The following is a 24167-nucleotide window of genomic DNA, read 5'->3' on the forward strand; positions in this document are numbered from 1 at the left end:
CTACCGTGCCTCCTGGTCGCTGTCCGGGACCCGCGCCGCCCGCACCGGCAGCCGCTCGGTCCGCCACCGGCCCTCCTTCGCGGCCTCAAGGGCGGGGGAGGTACCCCCACCGCTCCGCGGAAACCGCTGCTCGCCCGGCCCGCGCCGCGGCCCGGGCGGCGCCCCGTCCCACAGGGTGCCGTCGGTCCGGTCGCGCGGATCGGGATCCACCAGCACCACGCCGACCACCGGCACCCGCTGGTCGGCGAGGTGCCGGGCCACGGCGTGCAGCCAGGCGACGCTCCCGTACCCGGCGCGTACGAACAGCACCGTCCGCGCCCCGAGATACGACAGGTCCGCCCACGCCGCACCCGGCGCCACCGAACCGACGCCGAGCCGGCGCTCCCGGTGCGACAACTCCACCGCGCCCTCGCCGTCCACCACCACCGGATCCCCCGGGACCGGGCGGCGGCCCGCCAGCGGCAGCCCCGGCAGCCCGTCGATCACCGCCACCGGACCGTCCGCGCCCAGCGCCCGCGCGAGGTCCAGGGCGACCGCCGCCGTCTCCCGCGCACAGCCGAGTTCGAGCAGCGACACCGGGCCCGCCGCGCCGCGCACCGTCCGCGCCAGCGACCGGGCGAGCCGCTCCCGCGCCTCCCGGGGGCGCCGCCGCTGCCACGGCCACGGCCGGCGCGGCAGCTCCGCGACGACCGAGGCGCCGAGGTGAGCGGCGATCTCCCGGCGCAGCACGGGACGATCCGCCACCACAGAGGAGACCGCCGCCACCGCGAGGCCGAGCGCGAGCCCGAGGGCAAGGCCGATCGCCGCGTCGGCGGCGACGGACTTCGGCAGCGAGTACGGCACCGGACGCGGGGCGTCCACGATCTGCGTACCCGCGACGAGACGCGGGGTGCCGACCCGGGCCTGCGCCGCACGCTGGTCGAAGTCCGAGATCCGCGAGGTGAGTTCGGCCCGGCGCGCGAAGAGCGACTCCATGTCCGCCGGCGCCTTCGACTCCTTCTCCCGCGCCCCCTCGGCAATCGCCCCGTTGACCCGGGCCAGTTCGTCCCGCATGCGGTCGCGCTGGTCGAGCAGCGCCTTCGCCTCGGCGTCCGCAGACTCCCTCAGCCGCCGCACGTGATCGGCGACGAACGCGTCGGCGAGCGCCCCGGCACGGGCCACCGCCTCCGCCTCGCTGTCGCCCGAGACCGTGATCTCCATCAGGTTGTTGGTGAGCCCGAGCCCCTCGTACTCCTCCATGAAGTCCTCCGGCCTCTCGGGGGAGTCGAGCGACCGCAGCGCCGCGCCCGCGATCCGGGTGGTGTGCAGCAGCGCGACATCGGTACGGATCAGCGTCCCCGGATCGTTCGGCTGGTCCTCCTGGTGCGCCACCAGCACCTTCGCCGACGCCGTCGGCGGCGGCACGAGCACGACGGCGAGCACCGCGCCCGCGAGCAGCCCGAACAGCGCCAGCGAGGACCACAGCCCGCGCCGCCTGCGCACCGCCGCGAGCAGCGTCTGCAGGTCGATCAGCGGAGCGGCGGCCGCCGGCTCCTCCTCCGTACGCGTCGTCACCGGGCGCCTCCCGCCGGCCGGCCCCGTACCGCCCCCGCGACGACGAGGCCGACGACGTCCTGCCGGGCGTCCGCGCACGCCCCGGCGATCCCCGCGAGCTCGCCCGAGGTCCAGCTGCCCGGGCTGACCACGACCACCACGCCCGACTCGCCGTCCCGGTCCGGCAGCAGCGGATGCGCCACCGTCACCCCCACGACCTTCAGCGCCGGACCGCCGCCGTCCTGGGAGGCGGTGCTCCCGGCCTCGGCGATGAGCTCCCCGGCGGCCCTGCGGGCGATCTCGTCGCCGTCCGGGACGACGACGAGGAGCCGGCCGGCGGCCGGCAGCCGCTCCCGGAGCCGGGCGCACACCCGCCGGTAGCGGATCCGCCGCCCCGAGGCGTCGCCGGACCCCCTCGGCACCGGCACGTCCCAGCGGACGTCGAGCCCGAGCAGTCGACGCAGCCAGGCCCCGGGACCGCGCGCCCCGGGACGGAGCACGGGACGCCCGCCGGGCACGTCCACGGATCCGACGGGCACCGCGCCGAGCGCGGCCGCGATCTCCTCCTCGGTACGCGGCCGGCGGCTCATCCGCGCGGCGGTGAAATGCCCGACGACGGCAAGGAGGAAGAACAACAGGGCGCCCGCGACGACGAGTTGGACCCGGGTCGGCGGAGCCTCGCCCGCCGGCCGGACCGCGGGGCCCATCACGACCATCGACACCTTCCCCGACTTTCCGGCCGCCGGGTCCGTCTCGTCCAGCTTCGTCATGGCGTCACGCAGCGCCGTACGCAGCTTCTCCAGCTCCGTACGGGCCTGCACGCTCTCCACCGTCCGCCCGGGGTCGGCGGCGTCGGCCAGCTCGGTGATGCGGCGGCCCGCCGTCTCCACCGACCTCCGCAGCGCTTCGAGCCGCGTCTCCGCCCCCGGGTCGGCGTTCCCGCCGACCACCCGGGTCGCGAAGGCGACGAACTCCCGGGCCGCCGTGTCGGAGAGCCGCTGCGCCCGGACCGGGGTGTCGGCCGTGCCCGAGATCCTGATGATGTTCCCCTCGGCCGCCTCCGCGGTGATCCGCTTCCGCAGCTCGACGCCGTCCACCCCGCTCCACGCGAGCGAGGCGGCCACCCGGTCGACCACCACCGAACTGGTCGCGATCTGCGCCTGCGTCAGCAGCTCCCGCTCCTCCCACGCGCCCGGGAGCAGCACCGACACCGAGGTCGTGTAGCGCGGCGGCAGCAGCAGCGAGGTGCCGTGCCCGACGAGCGCGCCCGCCAGCGCGAGGAGGGTGAGGAGCCGCCAACGCCGACGGAGGATCCGACCCAGGCTGACCAGGCGTATCGTGTCGTCGCTCAACGGCGCGGCCCCGTCCCCGCCCGGCCCCGGACACCGCCCGACAGCGCGGCGGCGTACGCGGCGAGCAGCGCGCGCTGGGAGTTCCGCCAGGCCAGCGGCCCGCCGATCCGCTCCTGGCCGGCCTTCCCCATCAGGGCCCGCTTCTCCGGGTCGTCGAGGAGCAGCGCGATCAGCCGCGCGAACTCGCCCTCGTCGTTCGCCGGCGCGTACAGGGCCGCGTCACCGGCGGAGACCCGCGCCTCCCGCAGGTCGAAGGAGACGATCGGCCGGCCCATCACCATGTACTCCAGGACCTTGTTCATCGTCGACACGTCGTTGAGCGGATTGCGCGGGTCGGGGGAGAGGCACACGTCCGCCGTCGACAGGTAGCGCACCAGATCGGCGTCCGGCACCCGCCCCGTGAACTCGACCCGGTCCGCGAGTCCCAGCCGCCGCGACAACTCCACCATCGCGTCGAAGGTGTCCCCGCCGCCCACGAACACCGCGTGCCAGTCGGTGCGCCCCACCTCGTCGCGGAGCTTCGCCAGCGCCCGCAGCGCGTAGTCGACACCGTCCTGCGGCCCCATCACACCCAGGTAGCACAGCAGATGCGGCTTGCCGCGCTTCAGCTCCGGCTCGGGCGGCACGGGACGGAACCGCTCGGTGTCGGGCGCGCTGCGCACCACGAACACGTCCTCGGCCCGCCGTCCGCCACGGCGCACCGCGACGTCCCGGTAGCTCTCGTTCGTGGCGAGCACCACGTCCGCCGCCCGGTACGTCATCCGCTCCAGCGCGCACACCGCCCGGTACAGCAGGTCCTCGCCGCGGTCGAACCGGGACAGGTACAGCTCGGGCACCAGGTCGTGCTGGTCGAAGACGAACCGCGCCCCGCGCCGCTTCAGCCACCGCGCCGGCAGGAACAGCAGGTCGGGCGGGTTGCAGGCGTGGACGACGTCGACCGGACCGACCCTCCGGGCCAGCCTGGCCGTGTGCCAGAGCGCGGAGCCGTACTCCCGCAGATAGCCGGCGGGCCCTCCGGTGGCCGCGCGCAGCGGATAGCGGTGGATCCGCACCCCGTCGATCACCGCCTCGCGCTCGGTGTCCCGCTTGTGGCCCGCGGGGCAGATGACGTGTACCTCCCAGCCCGCGTCCCGGAGCGTCAGGCACTCCTGCCACACCCGCCGGTCGAACGGCACCGACAGGTTCTCCACCAGGATCAGCGCGCGCCGGCGGTTCCCGCCGCGGCCGGTCTCGTCACCAGGCAAGGCCCACGTACCCCGGTTCGGCCCGGCGCGCGTCGGCGTCGGGAAGGCGGACGAGGTCGACGATCAGCGGCCCGCCCCCGTGGGGGAGTGCCGCGAGGACGGCCGGATCCCTGGTCCCGACCAGGCACACCTCGGCGTGGTCGAGCACCTCGTCGACGGTGTCGGCGAGCAGCTGCGCCAGGTGCGGCAGCCGGTTCTCGATGTACTCGCGGTTCGCGCCGAGCAGCCGGGAGAGGTTCACGTTGGCGTCGTGGATCCGGAGGTCGTACCCCTTGCCGAAGAGCCGTTCCGCCAGTTCGACGAGGGGGCTCTCGCGCAGGTCGTCGGTGCCGGGCTTGAAGGAGAGCCCGAAGAGGCCCACCCGCCGCTTCCCGGTCCGCTCGACCAGCTCGACCGCTCGCTGGAGGTGGTCGGCGTTGGAGACCAGGACGTGCGAGAGGATCGGCACCGACACGTCGGCCCGCCGCGCCGCGTGGACGAGGCTGCGTAAGTCCTTGGGCAGGCAGGAGCCCCCGAAGGCGAAGCCGGGCCGCAGATAGGCGGGGCTGATGTTCAGCTTCCGGTCGGCCAGGAACACGTCCATCACCTGGTGCGAGTCGACCCCGAGCGCCTGGCACACCGCGCCCAGCTCGTTCGCGAAGCCGATCTTGAGGCCGTGGAAGGCGTTGTCCGCGTACTTGATCGCCTCGGCCGTCGGCACCGGCACCCGGAACACCGGTCCGGGCAGCCCGTCGTACAGGGACTCCACCACGTCGCCGCCGGCCGCGTCGAGCTCGCCGATGACGGTCTTCGGCGGGTCGAAGAAGTCCCGCACGCTCGTGCCCTCGCGCAGGAACTCCGGATTGACCGCCACGCCCACGTCCACGCCGACGGTGCCGCCGAGGTACTTCTCCAGGATCGGCACCAGCAGGTTCAGGCAGGTGCCCGGCAGCATGGTGGACCGGTACACGACGGTGTGCCGCCCGCCCCGCTCGGCGAGCGCCGCGCCGATCTCCTCGGTGACCCGCTCCAAGTAGCCGGTGCACAGGCTGCCGTTGGCCGCCGACGGCGTCCCCACGCAGACCAGCGACACGTCGCTGCCCGCGATCGCCTCCCGGACGTCGGTGGTGGCGCGCAGCGCCCCGGCCTCGACGACCCCGGCGACCAGCTCGCCGATCCCCTCCTCGACCACCGGCGCCCGGCCGCCGTTGACGAGGTCGACCTTCACCGGGTTCACGTCCACCCCGATGACCTCGTGCCCCAGACTGGCCAGGCACGCGGCCGACACGCAGCCCACGTACCCGAGCCCGAACACGCTCACCCTCACGACCCGCTCCTTCCCCCCGGACGGACCCTCACGGCCCACCCTCCGCCCAGCCCCGCCCGATTCCCCGACTCCGCGCATCAGTACGCCCCCTGACCATGGATCACCGCGCGGAAGGTCTTCCAGAGGATCACCGTGTCCAGCGCCAGCGACCAGTCCTCCACGTACCGCAGGTCGAGCCGCACGGCCTCCTCCCACGACAGGTCGCTGCGCCCGCTGATCTGCCACAGGCCGGTCAGCCCGGGCTTCACCAGCAGCCTCCGGCGGATGTCCGGGCTGTACGCCGCGGATTCCTCCGGCAGCGGAGGCCGCGGGCCCACCAGCGACATCGACCCGGCGAGTACGTTGACGAGCTGCGGGAGCTCGTCGAGCGAGTACCGGCGCAGGACCGCGCCCACGCGTGTCACCCGCGGGTCGCGGCGCATCTTGAACAGCAGCCCCGCGCCCTCGTTCCGCCCGGCCAGCTCCTCGCGCGCCCGGTCGGCCCCGGCGACCATGGTCCGGAACTTCAGGATCATGAACTCCCGGCCGTCCTTGCCGACCCTGCGCTGCCGGTAGAGCACCCCGCCCCGGCTGTCGACCAGGACGAGGACCCCGACGGCCAGCATCAGCGGCGCGAGCAGCACGAGCAGCACCGCCGCGCCCAGCCGGTCGACGACCTCCTTGACGGCCCGGCGGCCCCCGGTGAACGCCGGCATGCTGACCCGCAGCAGCGGTATGCCGAGCACCGCGTCCACGTGCAGCCGCGGCCCGGCCACCTCCATCAGCACCGGTGCCACCACCATCTCGGCGTCGCTGCCCTCCAGGTTCCACGCCAGCCGCCGCAGCCGGCCCGGCGACCAGTGCGGGTCCGGGGTGACCGCGACGACCCGGAAGCCGTCGCGGTGCACATGGTCGGCGACGTCCGCGAGGCGGCCCACGACCGGCACCCCGTCGAGCCGGCCGCCGTCGGCCCCGAGCCCGTCCGTCGTGCACACCGCGTCCACCCGCCACCCGAGGTGCGGGAACTTCCGCGTCCGGGTGATCAGGTCGCGTACCGTCGCCCTGCTCCCGGCGGCGAGCACCGGCCGCAGACAGCGCCCCTCCTTCCGCTGCTTGTGCAGCCACAGCCGCAGCAGATACCGCGCCGTCATGGTGACCAGTGCGATCGCGGGAATCGCGACGAAGATCCACAACTTGATGTTCCGCGAGGTCAGCGCGATCCCGCCGAGCGCCAGGGCGACGGTCGCCATGAACAGCGAACGCCCGAGCCGCCGGAACTCCTCGGCCCCCTGCCCGAGCACCGCCGGAGCCCACGACCGGCTCACCGCGAGCGCCCCCAGCACCAGCAGTTCGGTGCCGAAGGCCAGAATTCCCCACTTCTCGTGCCAGTCGGCCGCGTCCCTGGCCCCGAAGAAGTCCCCTATTGTGCCCACCACGAGCGCGGTGGCCACCGTGTCGCTGGTGATCACGGTACGGCGGTACCGCTGCTCCCAGTCCATCGACGGTCGACTGATCTGCCCGTTCGTCAGGCGCTCACGCGCAGACGGAAACGGGCTCAGTAATCCCCCTTGCCGCACAGAACCCCCCAGGTCCCAGTGGTCGACGCGCTCGCCTTGCACTGTTCCTCAGCCCGGGGAGGCCCCCCACCATCCCCGTATGGCACGCAGGTGCGCGAGAACCGATCGCGCGGGTCCGGCGCGATCAGCTGAAGCATGGTCAATCTAGAGCATGGGAACCGGGTTGGAGAGAGGATGTGTGCAATATGTGCGTAAGGTTTGAGCCGTTGTCCACGGCTTACACACCAGCCACGTGAGGCCACGCTTCCCCACGCGTCACATCGGTCACGCGCGCATCGCGCCACTGCGACAACAAGGCTGTAGAGAAGGGGAGTTGATGCCAGGGGGGAGGGGGGGATCAGCCGAGGCCGCGGTGCGCCGCCCACAGCCCCGCGGCACGCCCGGCGGCCTCGGAGACCAGGGCCGCCAGCGCGGGCTCATCGGGAACCGGGAACGACACGTACGCCCCCCGCCCGCCTGCGACGGGCCGCCCGTAGGCCTTGACGGCGAGGTGACCGTCCGGCAGGAGCCTGACGTTGAGCGTGGTCAGCGTGAACGCCTCACCCCGCCGCGTATCCGTCCACCGGAGCGCCTCGGGGATCGTGACGTTGATCGCCAGAGCGCTGACTTCGAGGTCGTGGTCCATCCACGGAGCATCTCATCCCCACCGCGAACGCCCCCAGGAGTGCCGGTTACCCTCGACGCGACGGGAAAAGGGGGGCAACGTTGTCGGGGTGCGAGGACGTACACATCGGTGAGTACGGTGCACGGGCGCGGTGTCTGCCCGAGCCCTGGATGTGCCGTGTCTTCCACGTCGACGGCAGCCTGAGGGACATTCGGGTCCCGGACGTGACGCGGGCCGAGTGGATCGCCGTGCTGGAACGCCTGCGCGCGGTCGCCGACGAGACGGAGACGGAGCACCCTTACCCCCGACTGCATCCCGTGCGGCCGGCCATCGCCGAGCTCTTCCGGACCTGGGCGGACGACCTGGAGGGCGAGGGGACGTCGTTCGCGTTCCGGGCGCGCTTCGGTGCGGTCTGGTTCTTCGGGCTCCCGTACGACGAGGAGGAGATCGAGTTCTCGGTCTGGCCTGACACCGTCGTCGACGGCCCGGGCGTCGCCGCCGTGCTGCGCTTCTTGACCGAGATCGCCGAAGCCTCCGGACACTGGTCGGTCCTCACCGCCGAGACCAGCCGCTACGACGCCACCCTCCCGACCCTGATCGCACACCACCCCGCCACCGGCCGCACCACCCACATCTGACCCGCACCACAGCGCCACCCCACGGCACCGAAGGCCGGCGCGGTCGCTTCGGGCGGTGGTCCCGGAGCGACCGTCAGGCAGGAGGCGTCAGTTGCCGCCGGCCGGCAGGCCGTGTCCGCCGCGTCCCGCGTACACGGCGTCGTAGACGGGTCGTTCGACCCCGCCCGCGTCCGAGAGGACGTTCTTCACCCGGCCGTCGACGACGAACGTGGTGGATCCGCCGCCGTCCAGGTTGAGCGCGTCGACGGCGCCGAGGTCCTCCATGATCTTCGCGAGGTCGTAGATCGGGACACCGCGGCGCAGGCCCTCGTCCCTGGCGGTGACGCTGACCAGGAGGGTGCGTCCGTAGCCGTCCGCGCCGATGGCGGTGCGCGGGTCGTTCGCGACGTTGTCGTCCGGTTCGGCCACGACCCTGCCGTGCCGCATCAGATCGTGGGTGCCGTTGACGACGTCGATCGACGGGTACGCGGGGTCGAGCGGCAGGTCGACGTCGTCGGTCAGGTCCTCGACGACGCCCATGTCCGTGGCGCGCTGCGTGTACGTGAGCTTCGCGCCCACCATGGCGTGGTCCCTGAGCCACTGTGCGCCGCCCTCGGTCAGGGCGTCGTCACCGATGCCCTGCAGCACCATGCCGCCCGGGGGGATGTCCGTTCCGCCGCGCGGGGACTTCACCGCTGTGACACGGCCCGACGCGTCGACGGCGACCTCGACCCCGTCGGCGTCGTCCGCCGCCACGAAAGGAGTGTGCCGGGGCTCCGGCGTCTTCTGGCCGTAGGCCGAGGTGAAGACGACGATCTCGCTGTAGTCCTGGTAGTAGGGACCGCTCTTGATGACCTGGCCGTACTGGTCGAGCTGGTGGACCTTGCCGTTGTCGTCGACCTTGGTCGGGAGGCGCTTGTCGCCGTCCTCCTGCTGGCAGAACACGATCCAGCCCGGGTACCGGTTGACGGCGTCGACCTCGCGCGTGGCGTCGTCGGCGGTGTCCGCGGTGTTCCGGTCGGACGTGATTCCCAGCGTCGTCCTGATCTTGGTGAAGTGCGGCCTGCCGTGCTGGAGAACGACGGAGTTCTGCCCCTTCAGGCAGGCGGCGCCCTGCACGACGTCCTCCTGGACCGAGGTCACCATCGGGACCGAGCGCTCCTCCGGGACGCGGTTGCCGGTCGTGTCGTCCTCGTCCTTGGTGGAGACGGAGTAGCCGCCGTTCACACCGACGTAGGGCGCGTCCTTCGCGGTGGTGCCGACGGTGGCCAGCATCGCGGTGGTGGGCTCCTTCACGCTCGCCCCGGCACCCACCGTGCTGTCCAGGGATATCGCCCCCAGGTCCGGGTCGATGACCGCCACACGGACGACGATCTCGGAGGAGCCGCTGGAGTACGTGGTCCGCTTGATGCCGTCCGCCACCGTGAGGTGATGCGCCGTCAGGGTGTCCAGGACCGACTGGATGCCGTTGGTGGCGGGGTCGGCGACCGCCGCGCTCTGGGTCAGGGCGAGAGTCGCCAGGGCGACGGGAACGGCCGCGGCGCGGCGCATGCGTGAGCGGCCGGCGGACTTCGTGGCGGGGTTCACGGTCAGCACTTCCCTTCCACGTCGGCGAGCTTGTGGGAGCTGACGGACGACTGGTACACGTCGGGCAGGGTCGTCTCCTCGCCGGGCAGGACGACGAACGCCCGGTACGCGACGCCCCCTGTCTCCTGCCAGGTGCCGGAGTATCCGGGATCCCGGTAGAAGCAGGCGACCTTGTGCGAGCGGTTCGCGACGGACACCAGCTTTTCGTCCCAGGCCACGCCGTAGTCCCTGTTTCCCAGGACGCCGTCGGGAAGGACCTCGGCCTGGCTCGTCACGCCTGCGACTCCGCGCCCGCTGGGGCCCTGGAAGATGCACACCCGGCCGGCGTGGCAGCGGTCGAACCCTGTCCGGCAGAGCGACTTCGACGGGGCGAACTTGTGCGAGGCCACCGTCACCTTCGGCAGCCCGTCGGCGCCCTTGGCCAGGTCGCCACCGGTGTGCCCGGGCAGCACGGCCTGGATGTCGATCCCGCCGTACGCCGGGTCGTCGTAGAGGCACGTCCAGGAGGCGGTGTTGTTGCGGAACGACAGGAAGGTCCGGTCCTTCAGGCTCTCGACCGTGCCGTAGTCGAGGACGGGCCCGTCCTGAGGCGCGAGCGAAACCATCTCGCCCGCGCCGCCGGCCTGCGTGTACAGGCAGAACGTCTTCGCCGGACAATCGGTGTACGCCGCCTGCGCCGGTCCGGCCTGCGACCACACCAGGCAGGCGGCCAGGAGAACGGCGACCAGCCCGGCTACGGGCAGGCGGCCGAGCGAACTCTTGATCATGTGCATGGTCGTGAACTCTAGAGAACGCCACACACGTCACGGCACACCGGATCAGCCGAGTGCGTTCACCGCGAGCGCGACCCGCAGGGAGGCCCGGCCGAGGCGGGCGCGATCCGGTGCCCGAGCGGGGGCCTCTCCAGCGTGAGCAGCCGGTGCCGGAAGCCGACGCGACGTCAGGCGGTCTCGTACGCGGCTGGGCCCGTCTCCGGAAGCAGACGCCAACTCACGAACCGCCCTCGCAGGCCGGCACGCTGGACCGGGCCTCCGAGTAGCCCTCCAGCCGGCCGGCCGAGCCGGGCCTGTGGTGCAGGCCCCAGGGAGACCACTGCACGAGGCCTCCGAGTTGGGCATCCGCGCCGGCCTCCGAAGCCGGCGTCCAGGTCAGGCCCCAGGATCCGGTCCCGATTCGGCAATGAGCGTCGGCAATTCGCGTCGGCCCCGAGTGGGGGCCTCCACGTCGTCCCTCCGGATCGGATTCTGGACCGCCTACGGAGTCGCCCCCCGGAGTGCGGCCTTCGGGCCAGGCATCTCGGCCGGGCCTTCGAGTCGGGCCCTGCGTCGGCACGTTGAGCCGGCCCTCCGGGGCGCGAGCAGGCACGGTGATCCGGGCCCCGAGCTGCGCCTCCAGGTCGGCCCTCCGAGCTGACCCTCCGAGCCGGGCCTTCGAGCCGGGCTCCGGGCCGGGCCCCGAGCCGGCACTCTGAGCAGGGCCTCGGATTCGGGCCTCTTCGCGAGGCGCCGACCGCGCGCGGTTCCTCCTCCTTCTCTTCCTGTTCGGTGACGAATCCTTCCCCAGAGGCGGGCCCGAAAGCCCTGGGGTGCCCAACGGGTATTCGGGCACCCCGGGCCGTGGCGCGGTCAGGACCAGGAGGCCAGGACCAAGGAGCGTTCGGCGGCGTGCAGGTGGATTGCCGAGGCCAGCCATGCGCGGGCGTACGCGTCGGAGGAGGGGTCGATCAGGCGGCCGAAGGAGTCCCGCGGTCTGCGGTCGGCCTCGGCGGCCAGGCTCTCGGCGAGTTCGGCCGCTCCGGTGAGGCCCGCCCGGCGCAGCGGCACCGCCAGGGCGGCGCGGTCGGTGCCCCGGGACGCCTCGGCGACCGCGCGGCGGCCGCCCGCGACGCCGGTCTCCAGGAGCCGGCGGACGCGCCACAGCGGCGCGTCGGCCAGTGGATCCGGCTCATCGGGCAGCGGCGCGGCGGTCGCCTCCGGGCGAGGGAAGTGGTCGCCCTGGAGCCGGTCGTAGCCGAGGTCCGCGCGGCCGAGCCACTCCTCCGGCAGCCGCAGCGTGTGCGACGCGCCCGGCACCGGGGCCACCGCGAGCGGCCGGAGCGTCGCCGCCCGGTCCGGGTCGGGTCGGCCGAGGACCCGCAGGGCGAGCCCGGGGTACCCGCCGATCCGGCGCAGGTTGGCCGTGTGGGCGAGCTCCGGGTGCGGGTGGGCGACGCGCAGCCGTACCAGCGGGCCGCCACCGAGGACGCGGGCCACCAGGTGCTCCTCGGCCGCACCGACCACCTCCACGTCACAGCCGAGCAGCCCCGGCCCCGTACCGCCGTCCGTCTCCGCGTCCGCGGCGAGCGCGGCCGCCACCGCCTCCCCTACCGGTCGGGCGAAGAGCGCCGCGACCGGCTCCTCCGACCAGGCCACCCCCCGCACCGGCGTCGCGCGGACGCCCCTGCCCGCACCGAGCCGCCCGTCCGCCGACACGGTCGCGCCCGCGATCAGCAGCCCGCCGCGCGCGAGCCCGGCGTGGTCGAGCACGGCCCCGCCGAGCGCGACCGACGCCGTCCCGGCGCCCTTGGCCCGCCCGATGCCACCCGGCCGCACGTCGGACACGGTGTGGAACGCGCCCTCGGGGCCGAGGAGATGGGTCGTCACCCCGCTGTACCCGGTCGCGGACAGCACCGGCTCACGGCACAGTCCGAGCACGCGCAGGCTGCCGCCCTGCTCGTACGCGCGACGGGCGCCACCGACGGCCCCCGGCCCCGCCACCCCGCTCGCGAGCGCGAACGCCCCGGCGAGCAGCTCCCGGAACGCGGCCGTCAGATCGGACAGCCGCTGGCCCCTGCCCTGCTCCCGCGCGTTCCGCAGTCCCCGGACGACTCTGAGCGCGGCGGCCTCCGCCCGCGGCAGCCCCGCGAGGCGCGCCGTGTGCGCGGCGCGCAGCAGCTCGGCCTGGACGACCGTCCCGCCCGCGGTGACCCCGGCGGCGAGCGCCTCGGCCGCGGCCTGCCAGAGGGCCGCCCCGGCACGGGCCTGGGCGGGCGTGAGGGACTCCGTCACGACATCCCCGATGGAGCCGGAGCCGGAGCCGGAAACGGAGTTCGCGTTCGGGTCGGAGGCCGATCCGGAGGCGGGCGCCGCCGCCCCGGACACCGACGCGACCGCTGACGGGACGCCAGCGGCAGCCGCCGCGTCGGTCTCCGTCTCCGTCTCCGTCTGCATCTCCGCCTCCGCCGGCGGCGCCACGTCCGCGATCGGCGCCGCGCCCAGCACGGCCGCGCGGTGCAGGCAGCGCGGTGCCAGGAGGCAGCTGCACACCGCCTGCCCGGACTCCGTCACCGCGCCCGACGGCCCCGGGGCGAGCGTGACGACGGTGTCCTCGCCGAACCGCACCTCCACGGTGCCGTCGGACCCGGCCGCCGCTCTCCCGGCGCACTCGGCGACCGCGGCGTCGAGCTTCTTGCGGAGCCGCGCGGTCAGCGCCTCGACGGCCTCGGCGAGGACCTCGGGGGCGACGGGCGGCAGGGATGCGGTGCTCAACGGGCTTCTCCACGGAGGCGGTCGCCGACCCAGCGGGCGAGGGCGAGCGGGCTGAGGGCGGCCACCGGCATCCCGGCGGCGACGAGTCGGCGCGCCACCGGCACCGAGTAGCGGGGCGCCCCCGCGTCGTCGAGTGCGGCGCAGCCGAGCAGGTGCGCGCCGGACGACGCCAGCGCGCGGACCTCCCCGAGGAGGCCGGAGAGCGGCGCGCCCTCCTCGAAGTCGCTGACCACGACGACGAGGGTGCGACTGGGCACGGTGATGAGCGTGCGGGCGTGCGCGAGGCCCGCCGCGATGTGCGTACCGCCGCCGACCCGCACCTCCAGGAGCAGCGACAGCGGATCCTCGACCCGGTCGGTCAGGTCCACCACCTGCGTGGAGAACGCCAGGAAGTGCGTGGACAGCGTCGGTACGCCGCCGAGCACGGCGGCGGTCAGCGCCGACCAGACGACCGACGCCTCCATCGAGCCGGAGACGTCGACCACCAGGATCAGCCGCCAGTCCGCCTCCTTGCCCGCGCGGGTGCCGAACACCGGGCGCTCCGGGACCACCACGACCCGCCCGTCGTCGAGGCGCCGGGTGTGCGCCAGGTTCGCCCGCAGGGTGCGGGCGAGATCGAGGCGGCCCCCGGGCCGCCGGGTGGGCCGGGGCGAGGCGAGGCCGGAGAGGGCGGGACGCACCCGGGTCGCCAGCTCCTTCGACAACTCGTCGACCAGCCGCTTCACCAGCGGCCGCAGCCGCGCGAGCTGGGCCTCGGGCATGCCCCCGGCCAGCGAGAGCACCGAGGAGAGCAGCTCCACCGACGGACGCACGGACGCCGGGTCCAGCTGGGTCAGCACATCGTGCCGCCCCGCGTCGGCGGCGTCCGCGAGGACCTCCTCACGGACGTCGGCTCCGAACAGCGACTCCAGCTCCTCCGCCCACTCCCGGGCCGTCGGGAACGACGCCTCCTGCCCGCCGCCCTGCCCGGCCGCACCCCCGTCGAGCCCTTCGGAACCCTCGCCGTGCCCGTGGCCGTACAGCTCGTCCAGCGCGTGCGCGTACCGGCGGGCCCGCCCGCTCAGCTTGTCCGTGTGCCGGCCGAGCAGCAGCCGCCACCGGTCGCCGGCCCCGATCCGGTGCTCCGGCACCGGCAGCACAGCCCCGCCCGCCGGCACCCGTGCCGCCTCCCCGCCCGCCGGCACGGGAGCCGGCTCCACGGTCTTCGACGGTACGGGCCCGGCTCCCGGGCCGGGCAGCGTCAGCGACGCGAGCGCGGCCGAACCGGCCGCGTCCGCCGCCGCCCACAGCGCGAGGAGCTCGGCCGGGGCGTCCAGGGAGAGGTCGAGACGGTCCCCGAGCCGCTCGGCGACCGTGGTCAGCAACCGCTCACGGGCCGCCGGGGACAGCGCGTCGAAACCGCCGCGCAGGGCCGGCAGACGGTCGAGGAACTCCTGGTCGGCCAGCGTGTCGACCCGGTCCAGGAGCGGGCCGAGGGCGTCCGGGGACATCTGGAGCAGCGGCCCGGCGGCGGTGAGCACCCCGGCCAGCCGCTTCGCCAGCGCCCGGCGGGCCTCCGGCCCCGAGGCGCCGTCGATCCATCCGGCCGCCCGCTCCCCGAGCCCGGTGGCCGGGTCGAGGTCCAGCAGGACGCGGACCGCGAGCGCAGCGCCCTGCACGAGCGGCGAACCGTCCGCGGCGAGCTCGGCCAGCGCCCGGTCCATCCGCAGTCCCAGCTGCCGGGCCGCTGCCCGGTCGGCCAGCGCCACCAGGGCGGCGGCGTCCGAGGGCGCGTCGCTCCCGGCGAGACCGGGCAGCGCGCGGACGGCGGCGTCGAGGAGCTCACCGGCCAACGCGCCCGCGGCGGTACGCGTTCCTTCCACCGTGCCGGGGTAGTGACCGCGCCGCAGCCCTTCCAACAGGTCCAGGGCGTCGAGGAGTTCCGCGAGCCCCGCGCTCGCGGGCAGTACCTCCGCGGCCTCCCGCAGCCGGTCCCCGACCAGCTCGGGCAGATCGCAGCGGGCCGCCGCGGCGAGCCCCGCGAGCACCTGCCCCGGCGTCGGCCCGCCGTCGGCCGCCTCGCGGCGCGCCGTCTCGGCCAGCGTGCCGGCCGCCGCCTGCGCGGCCGTCACCCCGCGCACCCCGGCCAGATCGAGCCGCGCGGGCACCGAAGGCGTCCACGTCAGCCGCCACTTGGTGCCCAGGGCCGTACCGTCCCCGGTCGAGGCCACGGCGACCGGCTCCCCGTACGAGGCGCCGATGACGAGCAGCCGCTGCAGCAGCACCTCACGGCGCCCGTCCAGCTTCGACCGCAGCGGATCGAGCCGCACCTCGCGCGGTTCCGGCTCGTCCGGACGCGGCAGCCGGAGCTCCGCCAACTCCTCCTCCACGGACGGGCCGAGTCCGGAGCGCGGCGCGTGCGGCGTGAGCCGCCCCCGCACCGTACCCACGAACACCGCCTCCAGAGCACGGGCAAGCGCCCGCCCCCGCCCCAGCGGCTCGCCCTGCCCGAGCACCGTGGTGACGGCCTCCAGGACCTCGCCGCGCCCCGGCGCGGGCAGCCCCCGCAGCGCCGCCAGATCGCAGGCGAGCCGCAGCGCCTCGGCGGCCTCGCCCGTACCGGCCGTGTGGCCCGCCCGGCGCAGCTCCCGGCACAGCCCCGTCAGCGCGGCGGCAGCCGCCTCCCGCAGCCGCTCCGGCACACCGCCCGCCTCGAACACCGCCTGCTGCCACCGGGGGTCCCGGATCCCCGCCGGATAGCCCGACCGCGCGTCGAGCAGATCGAAGGAGTACGGAACGAACGACGTGACCGTCGCCTCGCCCGCTCCCTCCGCCGAGGGGCCGGGCGCGGCCGGGTCCTGCTTCGCGTCCCCCGGCACCAGGGCCGGGGCGTGGAAGGCGCCGATCACGGCCGCGACCCGCCGCCCGCCCGCGCCGGCCTCGGCGATCACCCGGCGCATGCGGGCCTCACGGGCCAGGTCCGTCGCGGGCACCTCGGCGTCGGCGCGCAGCGCCCAGCCCACGCCGAGCGCGGCCCGCCGCACCGCCTCGGGCGCGCACCCGGGGGCCAGCACCTCGACGGCACGGTCCCACAGGTCGTCGCCGTCCCGGCCGGTCCCGGCCGCCGACAGCGCCTCGGCGAACAGCCGCCGCCCGGTGCCGGCCGCTCCGGCGGGCTCCCTCCCCGCCGACCAGCCCGGGTCGCCGAGGGGCAGGTCGCAGCAGACGACCTCGGCGCCCCGGGCCCGCGCCCAGCGCACCGCCGCCAGCTCCGGCGAGAAGTCGGCGAACGGGTAGAACGCCAGCCGCCCGCCCTCGCCCGTCCCCGCCAGCGCCACCGGCGCGACCGTCTCGGGATCGGCGAGGTGCCCCAGCCACGGCTGGAAGTCGGCGGGCAGCTCCACGCAGACGACCTCGGCGTCCGCCGCGTCGAGGAGCGCGGGCACCACGGCGGCCAGCGCCGGGCTGTGGTGCCGCACACCGAGCAGGTACGGCGCGCGCGACGCGGCCAGCGCGTCGACGGCCGCCCTCGGGTCGGGGACGGTCACTTCAGGCTCCCGCGCAGGTCCCAGAGGCGGCGCCACATGGCCGAACCGGTCTCCGCGCGGCGGCGCACCGGCCCGTCCCAGTAGCCGAGCAGCCGGGCGTGGTCCGCCGGGTCGTCCTTGCGGACGACGCCCAGGAGGTGCCCCGGCAGCAGGTCGAGGACGTCCCCGCCGGGCAGGTACGCCGCCGAGAGCCCGAGCGACGCCGCCACCTGCACCGCCTCGGCGGTCGACATCACCGTGCCGGGCCGCTCCACGTCCCAGCCCTCCGTCGACCGGCCCGAACGCAGATCGCGGAAGACCGTGACGAGCGCGTCCAGGACGGCGTCGTCGACCGAGAACTCCGCCCCCGCCCGCCGCACCGCCGCCACGGCCTGACGCCGGATCAGCGTCGCCTCCGCGTCCGCGTCCGCGATCGGGTCCACGGTCTCGAAGTTGAAGCGGCGCTTGAGCGCGGCCGACATCTCCGAGACGCCCCGGTCCCGGAGGTTGGCCGTCGCGATCACGGTGAAGCCGGGCGCGGCGCTCACCACGGCGTCCTCGGACGCGGTCAGCTCGGGGACGGTGACGCGACGGTCCGACAGCAGCGACACCAGCGCGTCCTGCACCTCGGGCAGACAGCGGGTGATCTCCTCGACCCGTACGACCCGTCCGGTACGCATGGCGGACAGCACGGGGGAGTCGACCAGGGCCTGCGGGGTGGGCCCCTGGGCGAGCAGCAGGGCGTAGTTCCACCCGTACCGGAAGGCGTCCTCGGTGGTGCCGGCGGTGCCCTGGACGGTGAGCGCGCTGGTCCCGCAGACGGCCGCGGCGAGCAGCTCGGACAGCATCGACTTGGCCGTGCCCGGCTCGCCGGTCAGCAGCAGGCCGCGCTCACCGGCCAGGGTCACGACGCAGCGCTCCACCAGCGCCCGCTCGCCGACGAACTTCGGGCCGATCTCCAGCTTCGCCGGCAGCCCCTCGCGCCGCTCCGGCAGGACGAGCTCGACGCCGGCGCTGCCGCAGACGAAGGTGACGACGGCCCGCGGGGTCAGCGCCCAGCCGGGCGGACGCGGACCCGTGTCCTGCGCGGCGAGGAAGGCGAGCTCGGCGGCGTACCGCTCCTCGGCGGGCCGGACCTGCCGGGCGGGAGCGGACGGTTCGGTGGTGACGGTCATGCGCGGTTCCTTCGGAAGATCGCTGGGGAGAGGGACGGACGAACGGTGTACGGAGCGGGGCCGGACCCCGACGACGGGCCCCGCCAAGGGGACGCGTCGGGGCGGTCCTGGCCGGGAGGGCCGGGCAAGCCGGACCCGGTTGGGAGGGGAGGGGAGGGGAGGGGAGGCGCTGGTGAAGGCGGATCCGGCCTGGAGGGGCCTGCCGGGTGGACCCTTCCAGGAACGCCCCGCCCGCACGGACCCGGAACCGCCCCCTCCCCCCCCGAGAGGGGAGGCGGTTCCGGGCCCACCCGCGTCGGGTCAGCGTCGTCGACGCGTGCGCTTCACCTTCAGCTCCTCGAAGCGCGGCAGGTCGCCGTCGACGATCCGCCGCCACGCCCGGGCGTACAGCTCGGCGACCGGTTCGGCCGGCACCAGCGGGCCGAGGACGGGCCGGCCGCCCGCCGGCAGGCCGAGCAGCGCCAGCTTCCACTGCTCGACGGGCAGCACCGGCGCCGACTGGTCCACCCACGCGCCCGGCAGGAACAGCGAGCGGCCCGCGCGGGCCCGTACCGCCGACACCACCAGGTCGGTGGCGGCGAGTTCGGCCCGCGCCGCCTTCAGCCGCGCCGGCTTCCACCCGGTCCACCGCGCCGTGTTCCGGTCGGTCGGGTCGGGCAGGGCCAGCAGCATCAGATACAGCGCCGCCGCGTCGGCCCCCAGGCCGTACGCCTCCGCGACCTCCGCCACGAGGCCGGGCACCGAACGCGTCGGGTCCTGCGGCGACCACGTGCCGTCCGCGTCCGCCGTGCCCGCCGCGGGCGCGCCCGGATCGGCGAGGAGCCGTGCGAACGCCGGGTCGTGGCAGCGCCGCAGCGCCGCCTCGACCCACGTGGGCTGCTGGTCCTCCCCGCGCAGCGCCACCAGATACGGGTCGGATCCGGTGGAGTCGAGCAGCGCGGGCCGCAGCGCGGGCAGCGGCTGCCCGTCGTGCGTGGCCATCAGCACCGCCCCGTACCGCTCGTGGTCCGGCGCGGTCTCCGTCGGAGTGCCCGCCACCCTCCGGAACTCCGCCAGGCTGGTGTAGTGCCCGACGGCGAGGAGCAGTTCCGGCGCCGCGAGCCGCTCCCGTACGGCCGTCAGCGCGCCCGGCAGCGCCGCCCGCAGCGGATCACCCGCCGGGAGCCGGTAGGCCAGCCACGTCAGCAGGCCCACGGCACCGGTCAGCACGGCTCCGGTGAACGGCGCCTCGGCGGGCGCCGCCGGCTCCGGCCGGTCCTTCTCGATCCGCCACGCGACGTCCGTGCCGAGCTCGGGGGAGCCCGCCGGGTCGAGGAGCGCGGGGAGCGCCCGGGGCACCGGCCAGCCGGTCCGCACCGCCCGCGCCGCCTCGGTCGTCAGCCAGTCGGGCACCGGCACCCGGCGACCGACCCGCGCGTTCCACACCTCGGCCGCGGCCGCCACGTCCGGGCCCTCGGTCCACAGCAGGGCCGGGTCCTCGGGCAGCAGCGCCGCCACGACCTCCTGGCGCACCTCGACCGGCAGGCCCCGCAGCTCGTCCCGGGCGTGCCCGGCCTCGGCGACCTTCAGGCCCAGGGTCGTGCGCAGTTCCAGGGGCAGGAAGTTGTTCTCGTGGCTGTCGATCCCGGGCATGCCGGCCAGGACGAGCCCGGAGAGCGCCCGGGACGCCCCGGTGAGCCGGCCGAACTCCTCGGCCGCCGCCGGCAGGAACGGAGCCGCGCCGCGCGCCTCCGCCTCCTTCAGGAACGCGGCCGCCCAGCCCGCCCCGCGCACCGGGTCGCCGACCGGCCCGCTGCCGCGCCCCGTGTACGGCCCGGGCACCTCGAACCGTCCGCTCGGGTCGTGGAGCAGGGCGCCGAACTCCCGGCCGTCCGCGACGCCGTCGCTGTGCTCGGTGAACCCGAGGGCGGCCCCGCCGCCGAGCGGGACCACGCTGCGGTGCGCGTGGTTCCGGCTCTGCCCGTGCGCGTTCGCCAGGTGCGGTTCGGCCAGGTGGAGCAGGACGCGCCGCCAGCGGTCGGCGGATCCGGCCGCCGACAGGACGCCGAGGGCGTCGGCCGTGGCGAGCAGACCGAGCAGGGTGGCCCGGTGCTCCTCGTCCGCGCCGGGCGCGACGGCCCGGTAGGCGATCGCCGCCGGCCGGTCGAGGAGCTGGGTGAACGGCAGCCCGGACCAGGGGAGCGACGGCAGGTCGAAGTGGAGCCGGCCGGGGACGGCCTCCGCCTCCGTGTCGGCGCGCACCGCCGCCAGCTCCTCCAGGTACCGGTGGGTGACGTCCGACTCGGAGCCCCACCGGTGGTAGCCGGAGCCCACCACGCCGTTGAGCGCCTGGGCGAGGACCCGGTCGGACGGGCCCGCGACCCGCTCCACGACGGGCTCGGCCGTCGGGTGGAGGCGGGCGGCGACCGCGTCGAGCGCCCGCTGCTGCCGGGTGGCGAAGAGCACCGTCTTCACCACGCCGGCGACGAGCTCGGGTGCGCTGACCCCGGGGAACGCGTCGGTCACGAGGGCCGCCACCTCCTGGACGGTCTCCGCGTCGAGGGCGGCCTTCAGGAGGGTGCCCGCCGTCTCCGCGTCGGCGGCGCGCAGGGCGACCGACCCCTGCGGGTCGCGGGGGCGGAGCGCGTACAGGAAGGGCAGCGGCGGCAGCACCGACGCCGCCGTCTGGAACAACTCGGTGCGGCCGCTCTCGGCCGTGGCCGTCACGATGCCGTCCGGGTCCGTCAGCGAGAGGTTCCGCCACTCGCGGCCGAGCGCGCGCGGACGGTCGTCGCCGGGGAAGAGCAGCGCCGCGACCGGCGTGGTGGCCCCCTCGGGGAGCACCACCTCGCGCCCGGCGGTGTCCTCCGCACGCCAGCCGTTCCCCGGCAGGCGCACCACGCGCCAGCCGAGCAGCCCGTCGACGGGCGCGCCGACGGCGGAGCCCTCGACGGTCGGCGCGGGCCGCAGCCAGGAGGAGAACGCTCCGAGCCTGGCGTCCGGGGCGTGCCCGCGCAGCGCGTCGGCGAGGAAGCCGGGCTGGGAGCGCCGCCCGTAGGCGCCCTCGGCGGGGTCGTACTCGACCCAGCCGCTCTCGTCCCCGCCGTTGCGGTTCTCGAAGACCCAGTACGAGGTGCCGTCGGAGATCACCGCGGCCTCCGCCGGCAGCCGGGTGTCCCCGGCGTGCAGCACGCCGCGGCCGGTGGTGCGGCCGCCGCCGGGCAGCTCCAGGCTGACCTCGGAGGAGCGCAGCGACCACGGGTTGACGTTGTCGTCGAGGGTGATCAGCCGGTCCGGCGCCGTGTGCCAGTACCCCTGCGCCGGGCCGCCGCTGAATCCACTCCAGAAGACGAACAGGGCGCCGTCCACGTAGTGGAAGCCGCGGTTGCGCACGTGGGACGCCACGGAGGACGGGATGCGCAGGTCATGGGTGAGGAGGGTGGAGTCGGCGCCGATGACCCGGACCTCGGAGGCGTTCGACACGATCAGGTGGGGCCAGGCCTCGGCCACCGTCAGCTGCGCCGGATCCGACGCCAGCTCCGCGACCGCGCGCTCCCACTCCGGCCAGTGGAACTCCTCCCACACACCGCCGCGCAGGCTCCGCGCCAGCGTCTCGCCGAGATCGGCGCCTGCAGCCGCCGCCACCTCGTCCGGCGCGAGCGCCAGGGCCTCCGAAGGCAGCCACGACAGCGTGGACAGGGCGTTCGGCAGGGCCGGCAGCCCGGCCGCCACCGACTTCCGGGCGACCTCGGCGGTCCAGCGGGCCAGCAGGACGCGCCCGCCGGCCGACGCGGCGAGGCGGCGCATCACGTCCGCGTCGTGCCCGCCGCCGCGGAAGCCGTCCGCACCCCGGTCGAAAGCCCGGTGGAAACGAGAGTCCGCGGCCAGCGCGGCCAGGTCCCTGGGCCGCTCCGACTGGTGCCAGTCCATCAGGTCAAGCGCGGCGTTCTGCCGGCGGCCCTCCTGGTCCGGCGCGGCCACCGGCACGTCGAGGGCCAGCAGCAGGTCGAGGAGGTTGACGTCCTCCACCCCGATCCGCAGCGCGCGGCGCCCCTCGGGACGGGCCGCCAGCTCGGCGCGCAGCCGCTCCGTCGCCCGCTCCACCAGATCGAGCAGCGCCGTCGGCGTGAGCCGCCGGCCCCAGCCGCGGTGCCGGGCGCCGTGGTAGCGCTCCAGCCACCCGGCGGCGCCGTCGGCACACCGCTCCTCCGCGGGCAGCCCGGCGTCGACGAGCCCCGCGTCGGCGCCGGACTCCGCGAGGATGTCCAGCCACAGCTCGCTCAGCTCCCCGTCGTCCGACGAAGGCGTCAGCGTGAGCAGCGTGCCCCGGACCGCCGGCACGCGCCGCGCCAGCGCCACCAGCGTGGCCCGGTGCGACTTCCACCAGCCCGCCGCCGCCCGCAGGGTCGCCGGCAGGGGCAGCAGCTCGGCGACGAAGTCCTGCTCCGCCTCCCCGCCCGCCAGGCCCGCCGCCCGGGCGAGGCGCCGCAGCTCCGTCGTGGCCTGCGCGGACGGCGCGAGCCCACCCGCCGTACGGCGCACGCACAGCCGGCGGAAACGCTCGTACGCCTCCTCCGGCGCGAGCCGCGCCGACAGCTCCTTGCCGTACCCCGACAGCACCTTCACCGGCAGCGCGCCGGCCAGCGCGAACTCCAGGAACACCGCGTCGAGCCGGTCCTCGTCGACCGGCAGCCCGTGCTGTGCCTCCGCCGTACGGGCACGGCCGAACAGCTGCCCCGCGTAGGTGGTGTTCTCCACCGCGAGGAAGATCCGCGCCGCCTGCTCGTAGAACACCGGCAGGAAGTGCGGCACGGACGAGGCGAGCCGCCCCGCCAGCTCCAGGCAGGCGTCGAGCGCCGCCTTCGGCTTGGACTTCGCCTGCCGCGCCAGCCGGTCCAGCTCCGGCACGACGGCCAGCGCGTGGTGCCCGTCCTCCGGGTGGTGCACGAGCACCCACTCGGGGAACCCGAGCTCCTGACGCCGGCCCAGACCCACCACCACCGGCTCACCGGCGGGCTCGAGCCCGAGGAAGCCCGCGGCCAGATCCTCGGCCGCACCGAGCTCGGCGGCCGTCAGCCGCACCACGACCCGCTCCTCCCCGAGCACCGGATGGCGGTACGCCCGAGCCGTCACGTCGACGGCGGACGGTCCGGCCCCCTCCGTGCCGACCGGGAGCACGGCCCCCGCGTTCAACAGCTCCCTGCCGTTCGTCACGGTCGTGCCCGTCATGCCTTCCCACCCTCATCGATCGTGCGGCCGGCGTACAGCGCGGCGGCCATGCGCATCCCCTCGGACCAGGCGACCGGTCCGACCCCGTCGAGCCGCACCGCGCGGCCGTCCTCGTCGTGCCAGCCGAGCGCGCCGGTCTCCGACTCCCCGTCCCAGTACGGCTCGCCGATCCACACCGACGCCTCCGTCGTCCGCCCCCCGTCGCGCACCTTGCAGGTCGCGTACCCACCGGACACCCGATACCCAAGCCCGGTGGCCCGCGCGGCGAGCCCGAACCGGGACGCGAACTTCCCGCCCGCGTACTCCCGCACCTCCGTCGCGCTCGCCGCGTGCGCCTCCGTACGCGTCCAGGTGGCGCGGTGGATCTGCTCCACGCGCTGCGTGATGCCCAGCTCGGCCGCGAACTCCCGGACGTCCTCCAGATCGGGCAGCAGCACCGGATGCGGCACGGTCACCGTGCGCGGCGTCAGCCGCACCGTCTCCCCGTCGAGGTCGACGACCTTCAGCCCGCCGTCCTCCGACACGTCCCGCAGAAAGCCGACCTCGTCCGGATCGTCCCCCACCACGGCCATGTCCCGCAGCGCGGACCGCCACGCCTCGTCCGGCCACACCCGGGCGATCAGCGCCGTCGGCACCGGCAGCGACGACACCATCCACCCGTCCACCTGCGCCACACACGCCTCCGCGTGCCGGTCCAGCCACTCGGACAGCCGCCGCAGCCGGTCCACCCCCGGATCGTCCCGCAACGCCTTGGGAACGGTCTTCAACTCCCGCCCCCCGGCCCGGCGAGCCACCACCCGCCCGCCCTCCCCGAGGGCCACCTCGTACCCCTCACCCGCGTCCACCCACGCCATCAGCCGCGCCCCTCCACCCGTACGTCACTCGTCCACGCAGCCGGAACCAGAGGCGAAGGCGCCCCTGAACTGCGGTATGAGAACGACACTATGCGGCC

At 75.3% G+C, this 24167-nt stretch carries 14 protein-coding genes; 1 reads left to right on the plus strand and 13 read right to left on the minus strand.

Annotated elements, in window-relative coordinates:
- The 6 genes from HHL19_RS17750 to HHL19_RS17775 all read right to left on the minus strand — a co-directional run bounded on the left by HHL19_RS17750 (window position 1) and on the right by HHL19_RS17775 (window position 7616).
- Window positions 1–1554 (minus strand): Wzz/FepE/Etk N-terminal domain-containing protein, encoded by a 1554-nt coding sequence (locus HHL19_RS17750; RefSeq protein ID WP_169090689.1) that lies wholly within the window; start codon window positions 1552–1554, stop codon window positions 1–3.
- On the minus strand, window positions 1551–2885 hold the full coding sequence (locus tag HHL19_RS17755) for a Wzz/FepE/Etk N-terminal domain-containing protein (RefSeq protein WP_169090691.1): 1335 nt from the start codon (window positions 2883–2885) through the stop codon (window positions 1551–1553). The genes HHL19_RS17750 and HHL19_RS17755 overlap by 4 nt, the downstream gene beginning before the upstream one ends.
- Window positions 2882–4129 (minus strand): glycosyltransferase family 4 protein, encoded by a 1248-nt coding sequence (locus tag HHL19_RS17760; protein WP_169090692.1) that lies wholly within the window; start codon window positions 4127–4129, stop codon window positions 2882–2884. The genes HHL19_RS17755 and HHL19_RS17760 overlap by 4 nt, the downstream gene beginning before the upstream one ends.
- Window positions 4119–5435 (minus strand): nucleotide sugar dehydrogenase, encoded by a 1317-nt coding sequence (locus HHL19_RS17765; RefSeq protein WP_169090694.1) that lies wholly within the window; start codon window positions 5433–5435, stop codon window positions 4119–4121. Before HHL19_RS17765 ends, HHL19_RS17760 begins: the two co-directional genes overlap by 11 nt.
- A gap of 77 nt (window positions 5436–5512) precedes the next feature.
- Window positions 5513–6991, minus strand: coding sequence for a sugar transferase (locus tag HHL19_RS17770; protein ID WP_169090697.1), 1479 nt, complete (start codon window positions 6989–6991; stop codon window positions 5513–5515).
- Between the two features lie 337 nt (window positions 6992–7328).
- A complete protein-coding gene (locus HHL19_RS17775) occupies window positions 7329–7616 on the minus strand; it encodes a hypothetical protein (protein WP_169090699.1) in 288 nt (95 codons plus the stop codon).
- 203 nt (window positions 7617–7819) lie between these two features.
- Between HHL19_RS17775 and HHL19_RS17780 the strand changes: the two genes are divergently transcribed.
- The gene (locus tag HHL19_RS17780) at window positions 7820–8233 is read left to right on the plus strand and encodes a hypothetical protein (protein WP_169090701.1); all 414 of its coding nucleotides are present in this window, start codon (window positions 7820–7822) and stop codon (window positions 8231–8233) included.
- 87 nt (window positions 8234–8320) lie between these two features.
- Here the strand turns inward: HHL19_RS17780 and HHL19_RS38530 are convergent, their stop codons facing one another.
- The 7 genes from HHL19_RS38530 to HHL19_RS17815 form a co-directional block, all read right to left on the minus strand.
- Window positions 8321–9799 (minus strand): phosphodiester glycosidase family protein, encoded by a 1479-nt coding sequence (locus HHL19_RS38530; protein ID WP_169090703.1) that lies wholly within the window; start codon window positions 9797–9799, stop codon window positions 8321–8323.
- Between the two features lie 2 nt (window positions 9800–9801).
- Window positions 9802–10572 carry a peptidase inhibitor family I36 protein gene (locus HHL19_RS17790; RefSeq protein ID WP_169090705.1) on the minus strand — a complete coding sequence of 257 codons (771 nt, stop codon included), beginning with the start codon at window positions 10570–10572 and terminating at the stop codon, window positions 9802–9804.
- An 852-nt stretch (window positions 10573–11424) separates the two neighbouring features.
- Window positions 11425–13326 (minus strand): hypothetical protein, encoded by a 1902-nt coding sequence (locus HHL19_RS17795; protein ID WP_169090707.1) that lies wholly within the window; start codon window positions 13324–13326, stop codon window positions 11425–11427.
- On the minus strand, window positions 13323–16853 hold the full coding sequence (locus tag HHL19_RS17800; protein WP_169090709.1) for a DUF5682 family protein: 3531 nt from the start codon (window positions 16851–16853) through the stop codon (window positions 13323–13325). Before HHL19_RS17800 ends, HHL19_RS17795 begins: the two co-directional genes overlap by 4 nt.
- Window positions 16850–18007 carry an AAA family ATPase gene (locus HHL19_RS17805; protein ID WP_169090711.1) on the minus strand — a complete coding sequence of 386 codons (1158 nt, stop codon included), beginning with the start codon at window positions 18005–18007 and terminating at the stop codon, window positions 16850–16852. Before HHL19_RS17805 ends, HHL19_RS17800 begins: the two co-directional genes overlap by 4 nt.
- Window positions 18008–18307: 300 nt before the next feature.
- Window positions 18308–23215: a DNA-binding protein gene (locus tag HHL19_RS17810; RefSeq protein WP_169090713.1), complete on the minus strand. Its 4908-nt coding sequence runs from the start codon at window positions 23213–23215 to the stop codon at window positions 18308–18310.
- Window positions 23212–24069 (minus strand): DUF4132 domain-containing protein, encoded by an 858-nt coding sequence (locus HHL19_RS17815; RefSeq protein ID WP_169090715.1) that lies wholly within the window; start codon window positions 24067–24069, stop codon window positions 23212–23214. The genes HHL19_RS17810 and HHL19_RS17815 overlap by 4 nt, the downstream gene beginning before the upstream one ends.
- Window positions 24070–24167 lie beyond the last annotated feature (98 nt).

This window comes from Streptomyces sp. R302 (assembly GCF_012927245.1).
GTDB lineage: Bacteria > Actinomycetota > Actinomycetes > Streptomycetales > Streptomycetaceae > Streptomyces.